Source organism: Agrobacterium sp. GD03872, assembly GCF_029840625.1.
Lineage (GTDB): Bacteria > Pseudomonadota > Alphaproteobacteria > Rhizobiales > Rhizobiaceae > Agrobacterium > Agrobacterium fabrum_A.
Window position 1 is genome coordinate 100665 of sequence record NZ_JAOCCY010000006.1, and the last position, 17281, is coordinate 117945.

The following is a 17281-nucleotide window of genomic DNA, read 5'->3' on the forward strand; positions in this document are numbered from 1 at the left end:
TATATTCGCATGCGGAAATCGGTATAAGGCTCGGAATGGCGAAGATGGCGATGGAGAAGGTTTTGGCAAAGGCGAGGCAGGTCGCGATTATCGGCGGTGGACCGGCGGGGCTGATGGCGGCCGAAGTGCTCTCGGCCGCAGGCCATGCCGTAACGGTGTTCGAGGCGATGCCGACCGTGGCGCGTAAATTGCTGATGGCCGGAAAATCCGGCCTCAACATTACTCATGCCGAAGATTACGACAGCTTCCGTCACCGGTTCGGTGATGCGGAACCGCGGCTGCGCGCCGCTCTCGATGATTTTACGCCGGACATGCTGCGCGACTGGGCGCAGGGGCTTGGGCAGGAAACCTTCGTCGGCACTTCGGGCCGGGTGTTTCCCACCGTCATGAAGGCCTCGCCGTTGCTCAGGGCATGGCTCGCCCGGCTGGAGGCGCAGGGGGTGACCATCAGGACGCGGCATCGCTGGACGGGCTTTTCCGGCGGGCAGCTGGTTTTCGCGACACCGGAGGGCGAGATCGCCATCAAGACCGATGCCGTTCTTCTGGCGCTTGGCGGCGCAAGCTGGCCGCGTCTCGGCTCCGATGCCGCATGGGTTCCGGCGCTGGCGGAGAAAGGCGTGGCGCTTTCCCCGTTCCGCCCCGCCAATTGCGGTTTCGACGTCGACTGGAGCGATGTCTTCCGCGCGCGTTTTGCCGGCGAAGCGGTGAAATCCACCATCACCATTTCATCGGCAGGGGCTTTTCAGGGCGAATTCGTCATCACGAAGCATGGTATTGAAGGCAGCGTGATCTATGCCCATTCCGCCGCGCTGCGTGACCGGCTGGAACAGGTGGGCAAAGTGTCGCTCGCAATCGATCTTGCGCCGGGACGTAGGGTGGAACGTCTCAGCCGCGATCTGGCGAAACTCGGGCGGAAGGAGAGTTTTGCAAACCGCATGCGCAAGGCGGCCGGCTTATCGGCTGTGAAGGTCGGGCTTCTGCGGGAAATCTTTCCCGACATCGCGGCCATGCCGGATGAGTTCGTCGCCGCGAGAATAAAACATGCGGAGATACCGCTTTTGCGGACGAGGCCGATTGCCGAGGCGATTTCATCGGCCGGCGGTATCGCGTGGAGCGGCCTTGATGAAAACTACATGCTGGAAAAGCTCCCCGGCATGTTCGTCGCCGGGGAAATGCTGGATTGGGAAGCGCCGACCGGCGGTTATCTCTTGACCGCCTGTTTCGCCACCGGCAGGGCCGCCGCGAAGGGCATGGCCGAATGGCTTGAAGGCTCAGCCTGACAAGCGTTCAGCCGTGCCTGCTTCCTCACCATGTGCGGTCCTGACGAGGCAGCGCATGATGGCGTCGGTGGTGACGGCGCCGAGCGCCTTGCCGTTTTCCCCGACGACCGTGGCGCTGCTGACATTTTCCCGAACGAGCGCACGCAGGCCTTCTTCAACAGTCATGTCCGCATCGAGCTGAAGCCGTGACTGGCCGGAAAACTCCGGCTGGACGATGGCACCGAGACGGATGACCCTGCCGCGATTGACCTCCTCCACGAAGGCCTCGATATAGCTGTCGGCGGGCGACATGACGATTTCGGCGGCCGTGCCCTGCTGGATGATTTCGCCGTCGCGTAAGATGGCGATCTTGTCGCCCAGCCGCAGCGCCTCGTCGAGATCGTGGGTGATGAAGACCACGGTCTTCTTCAACTCCTTCTGCAATTCCAAAAGCACCGTCTGCATGTCGACGCGAATGAGCGGATCGAGTGCCGAATAGGCCTCGTCCATCAGCAGAATTTCTGCATTGTTGGTCAACGCCCGGGCAAGGCCAACGCGTTGCTGCATGCCGCCGGAAAGCTGGTTCGGATAGTGGCTGGAGAAGCCTTCGAGCCCCACGCGCCTGATCCAGACTTCGGCCCTTTCCTCCCGCTCGCGCTTTTCGACGCCCTGTACCTCAAGGCCATAGACGACATTCTGCAGCACATTGCGGTGGGGCAAGAGGCCGAATTTCTGGAACACCATCGCCGTCTTGTGGCGGCGGAATTCCAGAAGCTCGGCTTCGTTGAGGCGACAGACATCGGTGCCGCCATAGAGGATTTCGCCGGCCGTCGGGTCGATCAGGCGGTTGACGTGGCGTATCAGTGTCGATTTTCCCGAGCCGGAAAGGCCCATGATGACGGTGATCTGTCCGCCCGGCATGGTGATGTTGATATCGCGCAGGCCGAGCACGTGACCATGTTTGGCGTTGAGGTCCGCCTTGGACATGCCGGTCTTGACAGGTTCGACATAGTCGGCCGCCTTTGAGCCGAAAATCTTGTAGAGGCTGCGAATTTCGATCGATTGACTAGCCATGCGCTGCTTCCCGGTGTTTTTGCAGGCGAAGGCCATAGGCCTGGCTGATGCGGTCGAAGATGATGGCGATGCCGACGATGGCAAGCCCGTTGAACACGCCAAGCGTGAAATATTGATTGGCGATGGCCTTCAGCACCGGCTGACCGAGGCCCTGCACGCCGATCATGGAGGCGATGACGACCATGGCGAGCGCCATCATGATCGTCTGGTTGATGCCGGCCATGATGGTGGGAAGGGCAAGCGGCAGCTGCACCTTGAAAAGCTTCTGGCGCTTCGAGGACCCGAAGGCGTCCGCCGCCTCCAGCACGTCGCGGTCGACCATGCGGATGCCGAGATTGGTGAGCCGGATCATCGGCGGAATGGCGTAGATGACGACGGCGATGACACCGGGCACGCGACCGATGCCGAGCAGCATGACGACGGGAATGAGATAGACGAAACTCGGCATCGTCTGCATCACGTCGAGGACGGGATTGACGACATTCTGCAGGCGGTTGGAGCGCGCCATGGCGATGCCGATGGGCAGGCCGATGACGATGGACAGCACGGCGCAGACGAAGATCATCGATATCGTCTTCATCGTGTCTTCCCACATGCCGAACCAGCCGATGGCGAAGAGAATGCCGCAACACAGCGCAACAATGGTGGCGCTGCGGCTGGCGAACCAGGCGAGTGCGCCGACAATAAGAATAACGACCGGCCAGGGCGCGCCGATCAAAAGCCTTTCCGCCCAGATGAGGAAGCTCTGCAGGGGTGTGAACAGCCCCTCTATCGCGCTGCCATAGGTTCGGGTGAACGCCCGGAAGCCTTCGTCGATAACCTTTTTCAGCGCGCGCAGAGCATCATCATTCATGGTCGGAAATTTGAAAAGCCATTCCATATCCTGTTCTCCATGACGAACCGGAGGCGGGGATCGATGTCCGCCGCGCTCCGGGAGTAAAGTCGCCAGAGCGCCGCGCGTCCTGCAGGGCTCAGGACGGAACGCTCTGTTGAACCGGCACACCGTCACCGTAAAGCCTGGGGGTATTTCCAAGCCGGTACGGGCGCGGCGGCGTCGCTGGCGGACGCCGTTTGCCGGGCAGATATGCAGGGGCCGGCTTTAAAGGGCGGCCTTGACCTTTTCCGCGACGTCAGGAGAGACCCAGCCGGTCCACAGCGCCTCGTTTTCCTTCAGGAAGTGCTTGGCGCCGTCTTCACCGGTCGCCTGATTGTCCGTCATCCAGGCGATCAGCTTGTTGACGGTGTCATTGGTCCAGGCGCGCTTGTTCAGATAGTCCATGGCCGGACCGGCACGGTCGGCAAAGGTCTTGCTCACCAGCGTCTGCACATCGTCCACCTGCCATGCGTTCGGTTTCGGGTCCGGACAATCGGCAATCGAGGTGCAGCGTTTCCATTCGGCCGCGTCATAATCGGTGCCGAAGCCGAGTTTCACCATCTCATATTTGCCGAGCAGCGAGGTGGGCGCCCAATAATAACCGACCCAGGGCTGCTTGGCTTCGTAAGCCTTGGCAATGGAACCGTCGAGACCTGCGGCGGAGCCGGTATCGACCAGGGTGAAGCCGGCCTTCTCACCGTCGAAAGCCTTGAAAAGCTGCGCGGTGACGACAGTGCCGCCCCAGCCCTGCGGACCGTTGAACACGGCGCCCTTCGACTTGTCTTCAGGCGAGGGGAAGAGTTCGGGATGTTTGAAGAGGTCGGGAATGGTCTTGAGATCGGGATTGGCGTCGGCGACATATTTCGGAATCCACCAGCCCTGAACCGCGCCGTCCGACAGTATCTTCGAAGCCGCGACGACCTTGCCGCCTTCCAGCCCCTGCTTGACGATTTCCGGCTGCAGGCTGACCCAGGCTTCCGGGGCGATATCCGGCTGGCCCTTTTCGGCCATGGAGGTCAATGTCGGCACGGTGTCGCCGGTGACGATTTCGGCGGAACATCCATAGCCCTTTTCAAGAATGAGCTTGTCGAGATTGGCCGCGACTTCGGCCGATTGCCAGTTCATGCTGGCAATTGTCACGTTTCCGCAGTCGGCGGCATAGGCTGCGCCGCCTGAAAAGGCGAAGCCGGCGGAAAGAATTGTGGCACCCAAAAGTATTTTCATTGTTGTTCCCTCTGGTCGCGGTGTGGCGAAGACCCGGGCGCCGACGGCACCGCGACCGCCAGCGCCCATATTGAGGCTTAATAATTCCTTTGTGGCCGTTCCGTTTGCGGCAGATTCTGGCGTATTGAGGATGGCAATCATCAATCAATCGTCCGGTCTTTCGGGCGTCATGCCGAAATCTGCGATGTCGCGATAACGACGTTGCGCCGCCATTCCGCCGATGCGTCGGAATGTTTCGCGCGGACGGAACTTTATCCAAATCTGAAAATGGGCGGGGAACAATAAGCGGAAGTTTTTGTTTTCTTGGACTTTTATTTCGATCTGTATTACGGGAGATTTCCTCTCGATTTTTGTGGTGATGTTGAATGACCAATCTTCGTGCTGCCCCGGTATGGCCGATCGGTGGCGGTGAAACGGGTGAGCTTGTGCGCCGCTTCGACTGGTCGAAGACATCGCTCGGTCCTATTTGCGACTGGCCGCAAAATCTGAGGCAGAAGGCCAATTCCGTTGTCAATTCGCCCATTCCGCAGGTGCTGATGTGGGGCAGGGATCATGTGATGATCTATAATGACGGTTATGCGGAGATCGCCGGCAATTATCACCCGCAGGCGCTCGGCGGCACGGTGCCGGGAATCTGGCCGGAAATATGGGACTGGAACAGCCGCATCCTGGAAGCGGGGTTTCGCGGCGAGGTGATGGCCTATCGCGACCAGCCGATGACGCTGATGCGGCACGGTCTGCCGGAAAAGGTGATCTTCGACCTGTTCTACACGCCGATCTATAACGAAGGTGGAACGGTGGACGGCGTCCTGTGCACCGTGCTCGAAAACACCGACAAGGTGAAGGCCGTGGAGGCGCTGGAGCAGAGCCGCAAGGAACTGAGCCGGCTTACCAATGCCCTGCCCATCCTGGTCGGATATGTCGACCGTGACTACGTTTATAAATTCGCCAATGACGGCTATCTGGAATGGTTCGGCCGCCGCGCCGAGGAGGTGATCGGCCGCAGCGTTCCCGAGATCGTCGGCGAGGCCTTTTTCGAGGCCCGCAGGGCCTATCTCGACCGCGCACTCAGCGGCGAGAAGATCGTTTCGGATACCGTGATCAGCAGACCGGACGGCAGCACGCGCGCCGCCGAAATCCGCTATGTTCCGCGTTACATTGCCGATGGCTCCATCGACGGCATCTATGTGCTGATCATCGATATCGAGGAGAGGAAGCGCTCGGAGCGGGAAATCCTCATCAGCAACAATCGTTTCCGTGCTGCGGTGGATGCCGTGCACGGCGTGCTGTGGACCAACAGCGCCGAAGGAATGATGCTGGGCGAACAACCCGCCTGGAGCGCTTTGACGGGTCAGACTCCGGAAGACTATCAGGGTTTTGGCTGGGCGGACGCGGTCCATCCCGAGGACAGGCAGGGGTCTGTCGAGAGCTGGAACAAAGCGGTCGCGGAAAAGTCGACCTATATCTGGGAACATCGGGTGCGCCGCCATGACGGCGTCTACCGCACTTTTGCGATCCGTGGCGTGCCGATTTTCGACAAGGCCGGCGCTATTGCCGAATGGGTCGGTGTCCATACGGATGTCACCGAACAGCGGCGGGCCGAAAATACCCTCAAGGAACATGCGAGCAATCTCGAGCGCGAAATTCGTCACCGCATCCGGGCGGAAGAGCAGCTTCGGCAATTGAACGAGAGCCTCGAGGCGCGTGTCGAGGCGGAAATGGCCGAGCGTCGCCAGACTGAAAAGGCCCTGCAACAGGCGCAGAAGATGGAATCCATCGGCCAGCTCACCGGCGGCGTGGCGCATGATTTCAACAATCTGCTGCAGGTGATCGCCGGCAATCTGCAATTGCTGTCGAAGGATGTGACCGGCAATGAACGTGCGGAGCGGCGGCTGGAAAACGCGCTTGCCGGCGTTCATCGCGGCGCAAAGCTGGCCAGCCAGCTTCTGGCCTTCGGCCGCCGCCAGGCGCTGGAGCCGCGCGTCATCAACATCGCGCGTTTCGTAACCGGCATGGACGATCTGCTTCGCCGCTCGCTCGGCGAGGCGATCGAGGTGGAGGTCATCACCTCAGGCGGTCTCTGGAACACCTATGCCGACCCCAACCAGGTCGAGAACGCGCTTCTCAATCTGGCCATCAATGCGCGTGACGCCATGGAAGGGCAGGGCAAGCTGACCATCGAGGTTGGAAATGCGGTTCTCGACCGCGATTATGCCCGCAAGCACTCGGAAGTCTCGGCGGGGCAATATGTGATGCTCGCCGTCACCGATACCGGTTCCGGCATGTCGCCGGAGATTCTCGACAAGGTCTTCGAGCCGTTCTTTTCGACCAAACCGGAAGGCAAGGGCACCGGTCTTGGGCTTTCGATGGTCTATGGTTTTGCGAAACAGTCCAGCGGCCATGTCAACATCTATAGCGAGGTGGGGCAGGGCACGACGGTAAAGATGTATCTGCCGCGCTCCGCCGCCGATGAGGACAGGGAAGTGGTGATGCCGACCGGCCCGGTGGAGGGCGGCACGGAAACCATTCTTGTGGTGGAAGATGACGAGGAAGTGCGCAACACCGTCGTCGAGACCTTGAGCGATCTCGGCTACCGCGTGCTCACCGCCCGCGATGCGCAGGCCGGTTTGACGGTGGTGGAAAGCGGCATTCCGATCGATGTCATTTTCACCGACGTGGTAATGCCCGGACCGTTGAAAAGCCGGGAAATGGCGCGCCGTGCGCAGGAACGGCTGCCCAATCTCGCCGTTCTCTTCACCTCGGGTTACACCGAAAACTCCATCGTTCACGGTGGCAGGCTGGATGCCGGGGTGGAACTGCTTTCCAAACCCTATACGCGCGAAGCGCTGGCGCGGCGCATTCGCCACGTCATCGCCAACCGCAAGCAGGTGTCGTTGTCGAGGGCACGGCCGACTGTCGCGCCCGGTTATCTAAAACCTTCCGAACCTGTCAGGACGGTCGAAAACGAAAATCGGCCGATCCGTGTTCTTCTGGTCGAGGATGACGAGCTGATCCGGATGAATTCGACGGAGATGCTGTCGGAGAGCGGCTTTGTCGTCGTTGAGGCCGGGAATGCGGCCCAGGCGCTGAAGGCTATCGAAGCAGATCAGATCGATGTTCTCGTTACCGATATCGGCCTGCCCGACATGAAGGGCGGCGAACTGGCGGTGGAGGCCCTGCGCCGCAAGCCGGGGCTTGCCATTGTGTTTGCGACGGGGGACAGCCATTTGCCGGAGGGTGCGCCGGCAAGCGCGGTTCTCTTGACCAAGCCCTATGACGAACAGCAGATCATCTCCGCCGTTGAACAGGCCCATACGGGCAAGTCGGTGGCGGCCGAATAGGCCGCCTTGCCGCCGTTCAGTAACCGCGGGCCATGTCGACCGTCTCCGGCAGCCCGCCCGTTTCCCGCCATGTGCGAACATTGCCGGCGACGATCCGGGCCGAACTTTCCCGGCTTGTCGGCGCGGAAATATGCGGCAGGACCGTAACTTTGGGGTGTTGCCAGAAGGCGGAAGCGGTGGGCAACGGCTCCTGCTCGAAGACATCGAGAACGGCGTGCGAAAGCCTGCCGGAATCAAGCGCCGCGATCAGATCGTCGGCGACGATGACAGCGCCGCGGGCGAAATTGATGAGCGCCGCGCCCTGTTTCATTGCGGCGAGACGGGCGGCATCAAGAAGACCGCGCGTCGCATCGGTAAGCGGCACGAGGCAGACGAGAATGTCGCTCTTTTCCAGCAATGCCTGCAGCCCGTTATCGCCGGTCAGTGGTTCCACGCCGTTTATCGCCTTGGCCGAACGGCTCCAGCCTGCAACGTTGAAACCGGCATGGGTGAGGCGCTCCGCCGCAGCCGTGCCGAGCGCCCCGAGGCCGAGGAGGCCGATGGTCATCTCGGCCGGATGGCGGTAGTCCAGCTCCTGCCAGAGCGCCTTTTTTTGGTTTTCGCGATAGGCGGGCATGTCGCGCTGCAGATAATAGGTCCATGCCAGCACGGCTTCGGCCATGACGCGGGAAAGCTCAGGGTCCTTCAGCCGGACGATGGGGGGAGCCTTGTCGCCCAGTTCCAGCACCAGCCGCTCGACACCCGCCCACAGGCTGTGGATCCATTTGAGGCCCGGAAGTGCCGCAATATCGGCCGGATCGGGATTGGCGACGATGGCGAAATCCACCGCCTGTCGCTGCTCGTCCGTCAATTCGGAAAAGGAGAGAATGTCCTCCTGCGGCATGGCGGCGCGCAGCGCCTGTTTCCAGACGGCTTCCGTTTCCGCATTCATCCGTGAAACAAAGGCGATGGGTGATGGCATGGGACTGATCCTGCTTGCGATTTTAGCTTCACGCCATCAATGCGCAATTTCAGGGGGCAATGCCAGAGGCCTGCCGTCTTAATCTTCGGCAGAATAAAACGGCCCGGTTTCACCGGGCCGCTTCATCATTACGCATCTTCCTTTACCGGCGGCTTCGCATCGCCGTAATAGGCCGAGAATTTCTCGTGATAATGTTCCGAACCGCCGGGGCCGGCATAACGCTGCAGTTCCGTCATGTCGGTCTTGTTCAGCACGATGCCGAGCGTCTTGTTGGCGATCTGCGGTTCGTTGGCCATCAGGTTCTGCACCATCTGGATCGGCGTCTTGCCCCATTCGGTGACGAAGACGAAACCGTCCACCTGCGGCGCAAAGGCCTTGGCGTCGATGACGGGAACCACCGGCGCCAGGTCGACGATGATGTAGTCGCAGGCCTCGCGAGCGGAGTCGATGAATTTGCGCATGCCGGAGGAGGAGAGCAGCTCGCTCGAATGGGCGAACTGGTTGCTGGTGGAAACCGGCAGGATGCCCATTTTCGTGCGTGTATCCACCTTCACCGCCTGCGTCCACGGAACTTCATCGAGCACCACTTCGACGAGGCCGGCGGATTGCCGTGTCGTCAGCATGCGGCTGAGGCCGGGATTGCGGATATCGGCATCCACGACCAGCGTGCGCTTGCCGGTGGAGGCGATCAGCCCGGCGAGATTGAGCGCCACGACCGACTTGCCTTCGTTCGGCAGGCAGGAAATGACGCCGATGACCCGGCACTGGCGTTCCTGAATGACGACATCTGCCGTCAGTTTCACGTTGCGAAGCGTTTCCGCAAAGCTCGAGCGCGGACTATCCACGGCAAGGCGCAGCATTTTCTGGAACGAGACCTGCCCGCTTTCGTCAAGCGTGGCGTTCTCGCCGCCGGGGGTGGCGGCACTGTTGCCCGCCTTGGCGTTTTCCACGCCTCTTTCACCGATGAAGGGCAGGTAACCGAGAAAACGCATGCGCAGATTGTCACGCACATCATTGCCGGTGTGGAAGAAGCGATCCCGGAATTCGAGAAGCGCTGCGATACCGCCGCCGAGCATCAGGCCGAGAACGACCGAAAGCGCCATGGTCATGGTCTTTTTCGGGCTGGAAGGCGATGTCGGCAGGCCCGCTTCGGAGATGATGCGCGCCTTGGCGATGGGCAGCGACTGCTTCTGCGAAGCCTCCTCGAAGCGTCCGAGGTAAGACTGGTAGAGGGTGCGCAGCGCCGTTGCCCGCTGCTCGAGTTCGCGCAGCTGCACCATGGTGATATTGGCCTCGGAATTGCGGCCTGCCACCCGGTCGATATTGTCGCGCAGCGACTGAACGCGGGAATTGGTGACGTCGTATTCGTTCTTCAGGCTGCCGGTCAGCTGCTGCAGTTCCTGATAGATCTGCCGCGAAACCTCTTTCTTCTCGGCGTCCAGCGCAACCGCCTGCGGATGGTCGGCGCCGAATTGCTGGACGATGCCCTGCTGCCGGTCGGAAATGGTGATGTAGCGTTTGCGCAGATCCTGAATGACCGAATTATCGGTGTCGCGGGCCGAAACGACGGCATTGTCGACGGCCGCGTCCGGTCCCCGGTCGATGATCGATTTATACTGGCTGTAGCGGGCAGAGGCCGTCGCGGCATCGGCCTGCGCGGCGATCAGCTGGCCGTTGAGATCGGCAAGCTGGCCTTCGGACATCAGCTCGCCGCGCGAGGAGACGATGTTGTTGTCCGACTTGAATTTCTGCACCGCCAGTTCAGCCGCCTGGGCGCGCTGGTTAAGGTCCGTCATGCGTTCCTGCAACCAGACGGAGGCGCGCTCGCTGGCGTCGAAATTGGCGTTCAGCTGTTCGGTAAGGTAGGCCTGCGCATAGGTCTTGGCAATCTGCGCGGCAAGCTGGCGGTCGGTCGAGCGGGTGGAGATGGCGATGACCGAGCTGCGGCCGACACGTTCCACCGTGAGCGACTGCTGCAGAACGGCGGCGGCCTTTTCGCGGCGTCCGGCGCGGATTGCGGCTTCGGAAACCGGCGGATCGCCCGGCAGAACGAGATCGAGAATGCCGCGCACGGAGGATTTGGCGAGTTCGACCGGCGACATCGGCGGATTGACGATGATGTCGTTCTCATCAAGCCTGGCCTTGTCGACCACGGTCAGGGCCATTTCCTTGGATTTTAAAATTTCCACGGCGCTGGCGATGCGGTTGTCGACGATCTGCGCGGCGGGCACCGGCGATTCCTCTTCCGCATAACGGGAAAGGCTTTCATCCAGGAGCACCTGCGTCATCGCGGTGTAAACGGGGGTCGCAAGCACCAGATAAAGGCCGGCCAGAACCACGGCGGCAATGACGGAGGCGGCAATGACATTGGCGCGACGCACCACGGCGGCCCACAGGCGGTCGAGGTCGATGAACGTGTCGGAATCCTTGCCGGACTCCGGAAAACCGATATTGGATTTAAAGGTCTTGTGGTGCATGGACCTACCTTGTGAATTAAAATGGTACGCGGGAAGCCGAACAAATGCTCGCCTTCCCGCCTCCCGTTATTGGTGCGCCGGCCGCCTCCCCCGGCGGCGCGATTAAAGTCAGGCCGCCTGGACGCGGCTTTCGTGGTTCGCCACCAGTTCCTTCACCGAAGCGAGAACCTGGGCTTCCATATCGGCGCGCATCAGCGAGAAGGCGACGTTGGCGGCGATGAAGCCCTGCTTGCTGCCGCAGTCGAAAGTGCGACCGCTATATTTCTGCGCATGGAAGGACTGCTTTTCGGCAAGCCGCTTCATGCCGTCGGTCAGCTGGATTTCATTGCCCGCGCCGCGTTCCTGCCTGGCGAGAATATCGAAGATTTCCGGCTGCAGGATGTAACGGCCATTCAGGTAATAATTCGAAGGCGCCTTGGATGGTTCCGGCTTTTCGACCATTTCGGTGACGGCGAAGCCATGATTGACCTTCTGGCCGACGCCGACGACGCCATAGGACGAGACTTCTTCCGGCAGGCATTCCTCGACGCCGAGAATATTGCCGCCGACTTCATCGTAAAGCTCCATCAGCCCGGCAATGCAGCCGCGTGCGCCATAGGAAACCATATCAGGCAGCAGCAGGGCGAAAGGCTCCTTGCCCACCAGTTCGCGTGCACACCAGACGGCGTGGCCGAGACCGAGCGGCACCTGCTGGCGCGTGTAGCTGACAGTGCCGGCAACCGGCAGCATCTTTTCCAGCTGCAATACCTGCACGGTCTTGCCGGAGCGGGTGAGCGTGTTGATGAGTTCCGGCGCGCTGTCGAAATAGTCCTCGATGGCGGTCTTGTTGCGGCTCGTCACGAAAATAATGTGTTCGATGCCGGCCTGCATGGCTTCGTCAACGGCATATTGCACGACCGGACGATCCACGATCGTCAGCATTTCCTTCGGTATCGCCTTGGTGGCGGGCAAAAACCGTGTGCCGTTGCCAGCTACGGGAATGACGGCTTTTCTGACAGTTTTGTTCAGGTCCATCGCGTTCTCCTTCATCAAGGTTTGATCTGTCCCCAGTCCCCGCGCAGATTTCGTCCACGCGTCAATTTCACGAAATCTGTCTTTTCACCCCTGTATTCGCCGCGGGCGCAAACATCGCATCCCGCAGCCTCCTCAGCCGCACCGCAATCGGCATTCTTAAGTGCCCCAGCACGGCAGGATCCCTTATCGTGGTCTTCAAGGCGCCCAGTACCGAGCGGCTCTTGATGTTTTCCACCAATGTCAAAAAATTATGCGCCAGCCGCAGGCTGCGGGCTCTCGCTTGCTGCGCATCCATGGCGGCGGGCAGCAAAGTGTAATGGCTGAGGAATTCCCGATCTGCCCGCATCATCGCTTCGACGTGATGAAGTTCGAGCACGCGCGAAATCGAGCCTTCGCGGATATTGTAGACATAACCCGGCTTCGGTTCGATGACGCAGAGACCGCCGGCGGCGAGCGCCGAGGCGAGCAGGATATAATCCTCGCCGATGCGGATATCCTCGCGAAAACGCAGCCCCTCAACATTGAGGAAATCGCGCCGGAACATCGGCTTCATGTAGCCGAAGTTGAAGGTAGCGCGGAACAGGATGTTGGAGGAAATGAAGTCCTCGAGCGTGAGAACCGGCCGCTCTTCCAGAAATTCTTCCGGAAACATCGTCTCCATCGGCCTGCCGTCGGCATAGACGACATCGAGATTATCGACCGCAATCGCCGCATTGGCGGCTTCCGCCCGGCACATCATGCAGGCGGAGCGCTCCGCGCGGATGACATCGTCGGAATCGAGCACGGCGATCCAGCGTCCGGTTGCGGCTTCGATGCCGGCATTGCGTGCCCCGCCCGGACCGAGGTTTTCCGCAAGAGCAAGCAGGCGGACGCGCGGATCGATGATGGCGATACCTTCCACGAGCGCAATGGTGTCATCAGCGGAACGGTCGTCGACGACGATAACCTCCAGCGTCACACCCTGCTGGTCGAGTGCGCTTTGAATGGCGGCTTCAATCGTATCGGCGGCATTATAGGCGGCGATAACGAAGCTGATATCGGGCGGTGAGGCAAGGTTTTCCATCAGGTCGCCTCCACCGCGCCATACTGACGGATTTCGCGCACGCCGAAAGCGCCGCTCATCGAGCCCATATGCAGCGCGCCACGCAGCGCATAACGGTTGCGGCGAACGGCGTTGAAACCATTTAAGGCGGCGAAGACGGCGCAATAAAGCACTTTCGATCCTGCCTTCAGCACCTGCACCACGCGGCGTATACCGGGTTTCCTGTCCGCCAGCACACGGCCGTGGGTCTGGCCGGAGCGGAAGCGGCGTTTGGCAAGCCACATGAAGCTTGCGCGATTTTCCGGCACCGGTTCGGCCAGCATGGCATCTTCCGCAAAAACGATGCGGCCGCCAGCGGCGTGAAGATGCGAGAAGAAATGGGTGTCCTCACCGCCGCTCTGGCCAAGCGCCAGCGCGAAGCGCCGGCCCTTCACCGAGGGGGCATCCATTCTGAGCATTGTGTTGCAGGTATAGCCGGTGATGATCTCGCCATTGACCCAGACCGGAACGGTCGAGTGGAAATCGCCGCGTTTCATCCAGCCCGGCGCATTGTCCCGGTAAACCGCCGTCACCGGGCCGAGAACGACTTCCGCGCCGGTTTCGTCGGCTTTTTCGAGAAGGGCGGCAAGCCAATGCGGCGGGGCGGTCTCGTCATCATCGATGAAGGCCAGATAATCCGCCCTGCATTCCGACAGGCAGGCATTGCGGGCAATCGAAATATTCGATTTCGGGCAATGCAAATAGGTGATCTCGAAGGGGGCGGTTTCGCGCAGCCGATCGACGCTCGCCCTGGCGCTTGGCTCCTCGTCATTATCGGCAACAATCAGCCGAACTTTCACGCCTTCCGGCACCTCCAGCTCGAAGAGTGACAGAAGTGTGGCGATAAGTGCGGGGCGTCTGTAGGTGCAGATGCCGATATCGACGGTTTTCGAATCATGTGGGCGGGTGACGGTGTTGTCGGTCATGAGACAGCCTTTCTTCCCCGGAATTTCAGGAGTTCCAGCCAGAAGCCGGTGGACCAGGCCAGATGCATCACCATTGCCGAAAAAGCGGCGAGCGGGCCGTATGGGTTTTTCTGACCTATTGCCATCCACAAGCCATAACCCACACATGCGGCGATCCAGAGGCCAAGCGGAATAAGTGCCGCCCAATGGATGAGCGACAGCAGCGCGAAGATGAAGACCGGCAGCACGGCGAGCGGAATCATCTGGCGGATTTTCGGGATGGAGCGATGTTTCAGCAGGTTCTTCGCCCGGCCGCGGCCATAGGCAAGATATTGCCTGAACAGCGGCATGACGCTCGCGCGCGGATAATAGGTCATGCGGGTCTTGTCGGTCATCCAGATGCGGAAACCGGATTTGCGCAGGCGGAAATCCAGTTCGGCATCCTCATTATGGCTGAAGCTCTCATCATAACCGCCGACCGCGTCGAAAGCGGCGATCCGCATCAGCGCGTGGTGGCCATGGTCGATCCAGTGGCCTTTGGCACCTTCGCGGTGCTTGGAGCCGCCATTGCCGAGCTTGGAATTCTGGGCGATGGCCGTCGCCTTCTGAAACAGGCCGTGGCCGACCGTATCCATGGCGACGACGACGGAATCCGCGCCGGTGCGCTCGGCATCCTCGATCAGCCGCTGGCAATAATCGTCGGGATAATCGCCATGGGCGTCGATGCGGATGAGGTAATCGAAATCCTGCCCGAAGGTGGCGACGGCAAGGTTGATGCCGGCGCTCTGGATGCGCTTCGGATTGGCGAGAAGCGTCACGCGGTCATCCGCCGCCGCAAAGGCGGAAACGATATCGCGGGTTCCATCCGTGCTGCCGCCATCGGCAACCACGATGCGGAAAAGACGCCCCTGCATCGCACCGGTGAATTTGACAAGCAGCCCCTCGATCGTTTTCGCCTCATTGAGGCAGGGAATGACGATCAGCGTTCTGATGCCGGAATGACCAAGACCTTCCATGATTTGCCCCCTACGCACTACACGGGTGAAAACTGCGCTTCACGGGCATGCCCGGAAGCGGATTTGGCGAGAGAGGACAATTGCTGCACCAGCAGACGGCAATCGTCGCGGTCGGTCAGCCATTGTTTGCTGTCTATTGCCGAGAGGGTGTTGAAGGCATCCGCATAAGTTTGCGGGTTCATCTCCGCAAACAGGGCAGCAAGATCGTCAGCGCCCGCGTGTTGCAGGACGAAGCCGATATCGCGCTTTTCGATGAAGCGGGCGGTTTCCGTGCCGGCAAGCGCAATCGGCAGGGTGCCATAAAGGCAGCCCTCGTAAAGCCGGTTGGGCAGCAGCCAGCTGGAATTCTGGCCTTCCTCGAAAAAGTCTATCGCCCAGGTGAACTGCACCTCATTATAGATGGCGGCAAGGTCTTCGGGGTTCTTGTAAGGCCCATGGAAATGCACATGCGGGGCGGCGGCCACGAAGCCATCGAAATCGGCAAATTCCGAATAGGCCGGCCGGCCGCGCAGGATGATTTCGACCTTGCCTTCCATTCGACGGGCAAATTCGGCAAGGATTTCCAGCGATTTGCGGCAGCGAAGCGCGCCGAACCAGCCGATTTTCCATGGTTCGCCGGGTGCCGGTGCGCGTGGCTGCGGCGTGGCGGCAACGGTGGCGTCGAGCGCCAGCACCTTGTTTTCCTGCAACAGGACGGGAAGGTCGAGGCCCGACATGGGCTTGAAATAATGCTCCACGAAAGCCGGAGAACTGGTGATCAGCAGCTTGGCGTCGCGTGCGAAATAACGCTGGGCGGCATTCAGCATCTGTCCGGGCTTGCCCTTGTTAAGAAGCAGGCGGTGAATGTCGAGACATTCATAAACCAGTGCCGGCTGCCCGGCATAGATCGACATGGCCCGCTTTGCCAGCGCCAGCATTTCCAGGTTTCTGGCAAGAATGACATCGGGGGCGGGGATGCCGCTCAATGTCTTGCCGAGCGAGAGGCTGGCTTTCGCCACCGCCGCCATACGCTGCAGAAACTGCCCGTCGGCGGTTTCCCCGAGCACGACGGGCACGACGTCTTCGATCTCCGCCAATCGGTTCTGTCCGCGCCGGAAACCTGCCAGCGTCACCCGCGCCCCGCCCGCAAGCAGGGTCAGCACCCGCCGACGAATGGCGGGGTCCGACAGATCATGCGCGAGATATAGAACATGGGTCATGCAAGGGTCCGGTTGGTTCATGCGTCAGAGACGCCGCGGATGACGGTTTGGTTCAAAAAAATCAGTTGAGGGCGCAGGCGATGGATTCCGGGAACTGGCATTTGTCGCCGAGCGCCGTGAAGGCAAACCGGTCAACGATCATTTGCGATGGTCCTGCATAAGAAAACCGGCCCATCCAGTCCTTCAGCGTGTCGGTGCCCCACAGGCTGAAGAAGATCTTCTGGGCATTCTGGGGAATTTTCGACTCGTCCGTCACTTCATGGACGAGCTTGCCGTTGACGTAATAACGCAGGCGCTGCGGTTCCCAGACGAAGGCGTAATCGTTGAAACCGGCATCGGCGCCGCCTTCCACCGGCACCAGCTTCTCATTGCCGCCCTTGGCGGAAATATATTGATTGAGCTGCACCTGGCCGGTGTTCTTGCCCAGAACCTCGAAGTCGATTTCATCGTGCGGCTTCTTGTCGGTCGGGCCGATATAGGTGAAGAAGGCGGAGTTGAGGCCCGAGCCGGTGGCGGCCTTCATCCGTGCTTCATAGGTGCCGTAACGATAACGCCCCTTGGTCTGGATTTCGCCGCAGGCGAAGTTGCGGTCGCCGGCCTTGGCTTCTTCGAAACCGAGCGTCAGCTGGCCGTTTTCCACCGTCGCCAGTTTCTTCGACCAGGTGCAGTTCTGATGCGCGCCATTGTTCCAGCCGTCGGAAACGTACCAGAAGCTTCTGTCCATGGAATCGAAGTTCTCGATGAAGGATGCGCCATTGCCTTCCTGTGCGTGGACCGGCGCTGTGAAAGCGGTGACCGAAAGGGCTGCGGCGAGAAGGATGCGTGTCTGAACGCGGGTGACAAATGTTGTCATTGG

The 17281-nt window shown here is 60.6% G+C and carries 13 protein-coding genes; 2 read left to right on the forward strand and 11 right to left on the reverse strand.

The features are described 5' to 3' along the window. Positions 1-35: 35 nt before the first annotated feature. The gene (locus N5D22_RS16115) at positions 36-1280 is read left to right on the forward strand and encodes a TIGR03862 family flavoprotein (protein WP_279656972.1); all 1245 of its coding nucleotides are present in this window, start codon (positions 36-38) and stop codon (positions 1278-1280) included. Here N5D22_RS16115 and N5D22_RS16120 read toward each other — a convergent pair. The 3 genes from N5D22_RS16120 to N5D22_RS16130 all read right to left on the reverse strand — a co-directional run bounded on the left by N5D22_RS16120 (position 1272) and on the right by N5D22_RS16130 (position 4431). Further along, on the reverse strand, positions 1272-2333 hold the full coding sequence (locus N5D22_RS16120) for a glycine betaine/L-proline ABC transporter ATP-binding protein (protein ID WP_279656872.1): 1062 nt from the start codon (positions 2331-2333) through the stop codon (positions 1272-1274). The genes N5D22_RS16115 and N5D22_RS16120 overlap by 9 nt on opposite strands. Next, entirely contained in the window at positions 2326-3213 is an 888-nt protein-coding gene (locus N5D22_RS16125; RefSeq protein ID WP_279656871.1) for a proline/glycine betaine ABC transporter permease, read from the reverse strand. The genes N5D22_RS16120 and N5D22_RS16125 overlap by 8 nt, the downstream gene beginning before the upstream one ends. 219 nt (positions 3214-3432) lie before the next feature. Continuing rightward, the gene (locus tag N5D22_RS16130; RefSeq protein ID WP_279656870.1) at positions 3433-4431 is read right to left on the reverse strand and encodes an ABC transporter substrate-binding protein; all 999 of its coding nucleotides are present in this window, start codon (positions 4429-4431) and stop codon (positions 3433-3435) included. A gap of 365 nt (positions 4432-4796) precedes the next feature. Here N5D22_RS16130 and N5D22_RS16135 point away from each other — a divergent pair, with 365 nt between their 5' ends. Continuing rightward, positions 4797-7772, forward strand: a complete 2976-nt coding sequence (locus tag N5D22_RS16135; protein WP_279656869.1) for a PAS domain-containing protein — start codon at positions 4797-4799, stop codon at positions 7770-7772. Positions 7773-7788: 16 nt separating this feature from the next. On the opposite strand, the gene N5D22_RS16140 is transcribed toward N5D22_RS16135, so the two are convergent. The 8 genes from N5D22_RS16140 to N5D22_RS16175 all read right to left on the reverse strand — a co-directional run bounded on the left by N5D22_RS16140 (position 7789) and on the right by N5D22_RS16175 (position 17278). Beyond that, the gene (locus N5D22_RS16140; protein WP_279656868.1) at positions 7789-8733 is read right to left on the reverse strand and encodes a glyoxylate/hydroxypyruvate reductase A; all 945 of its coding nucleotides are present in this window, start codon (positions 8731-8733) and stop codon (positions 7789-7791) included. A 128-nt stretch (positions 8734-8861) separates the two neighbouring features. Beyond that, on the reverse strand, positions 8862-11210 hold the full coding sequence (locus tag N5D22_RS16145) for a polysaccharide biosynthesis tyrosine autokinase (RefSeq protein WP_279656867.1): 2349 nt from the start codon (positions 11208-11210) through the stop codon (positions 8862-8864). Positions 11211-11318: 108 nt separating this feature from the next. After that, the gene (locus tag N5D22_RS16150) at positions 11319-12224 is read right to left on the reverse strand and encodes a UTP--glucose-1-phosphate uridylyltransferase (RefSeq protein ID WP_279656866.1); all 906 of its coding nucleotides are present in this window, start codon (positions 12222-12224) and stop codon (positions 11319-11321) included. A 67-nt stretch (positions 12225-12291) separates the two neighbouring features. Beyond that, the gene (locus N5D22_RS16155; protein WP_279656865.1) at positions 12292-13287 is read right to left on the reverse strand and encodes a glycosyltransferase family 2 protein; all 996 of its coding nucleotides are present in this window, start codon (positions 13285-13287) and stop codon (positions 12292-12294) included. Further along, positions 13287-14231 (reverse strand): glycosyltransferase family 2 protein, encoded by a 945-nt coding sequence (locus N5D22_RS16160; RefSeq protein WP_279656864.1) that lies wholly within the window; start codon positions 14229-14231, stop codon positions 13287-13289. The genes N5D22_RS16155 and N5D22_RS16160 overlap by 1 nt, the downstream gene beginning before the upstream one ends. Then, positions 14228-15226, reverse strand: a complete 999-nt coding sequence (locus tag N5D22_RS16165; RefSeq protein WP_279656863.1) for a glycosyltransferase family 2 protein — start codon at positions 15224-15226, stop codon at positions 14228-14230. The genes N5D22_RS16160 and N5D22_RS16165 overlap by 4 nt, the downstream gene beginning before the upstream one ends. 17 nt (positions 15227-15243) lie before the next feature. After that, on the reverse strand, positions 15244-16425 hold the full coding sequence (locus tag N5D22_RS16170; RefSeq protein ID WP_279656862.1) for a glycosyl transferase family 1: 1182 nt from the start codon (positions 16423-16425) through the stop codon (positions 15244-15246). 61 nt (positions 16426-16486) lie between these two features. Next, the gene (locus tag N5D22_RS16175) at positions 16487-17278 is read right to left on the reverse strand and encodes a glycoside hydrolase family 16 protein (protein WP_279656861.1); all 792 of its coding nucleotides are present in this window, start codon (positions 17276-17278) and stop codon (positions 16487-16489) included. Between the last annotated feature and the right edge of the window lie 3 nt (positions 17279-17281).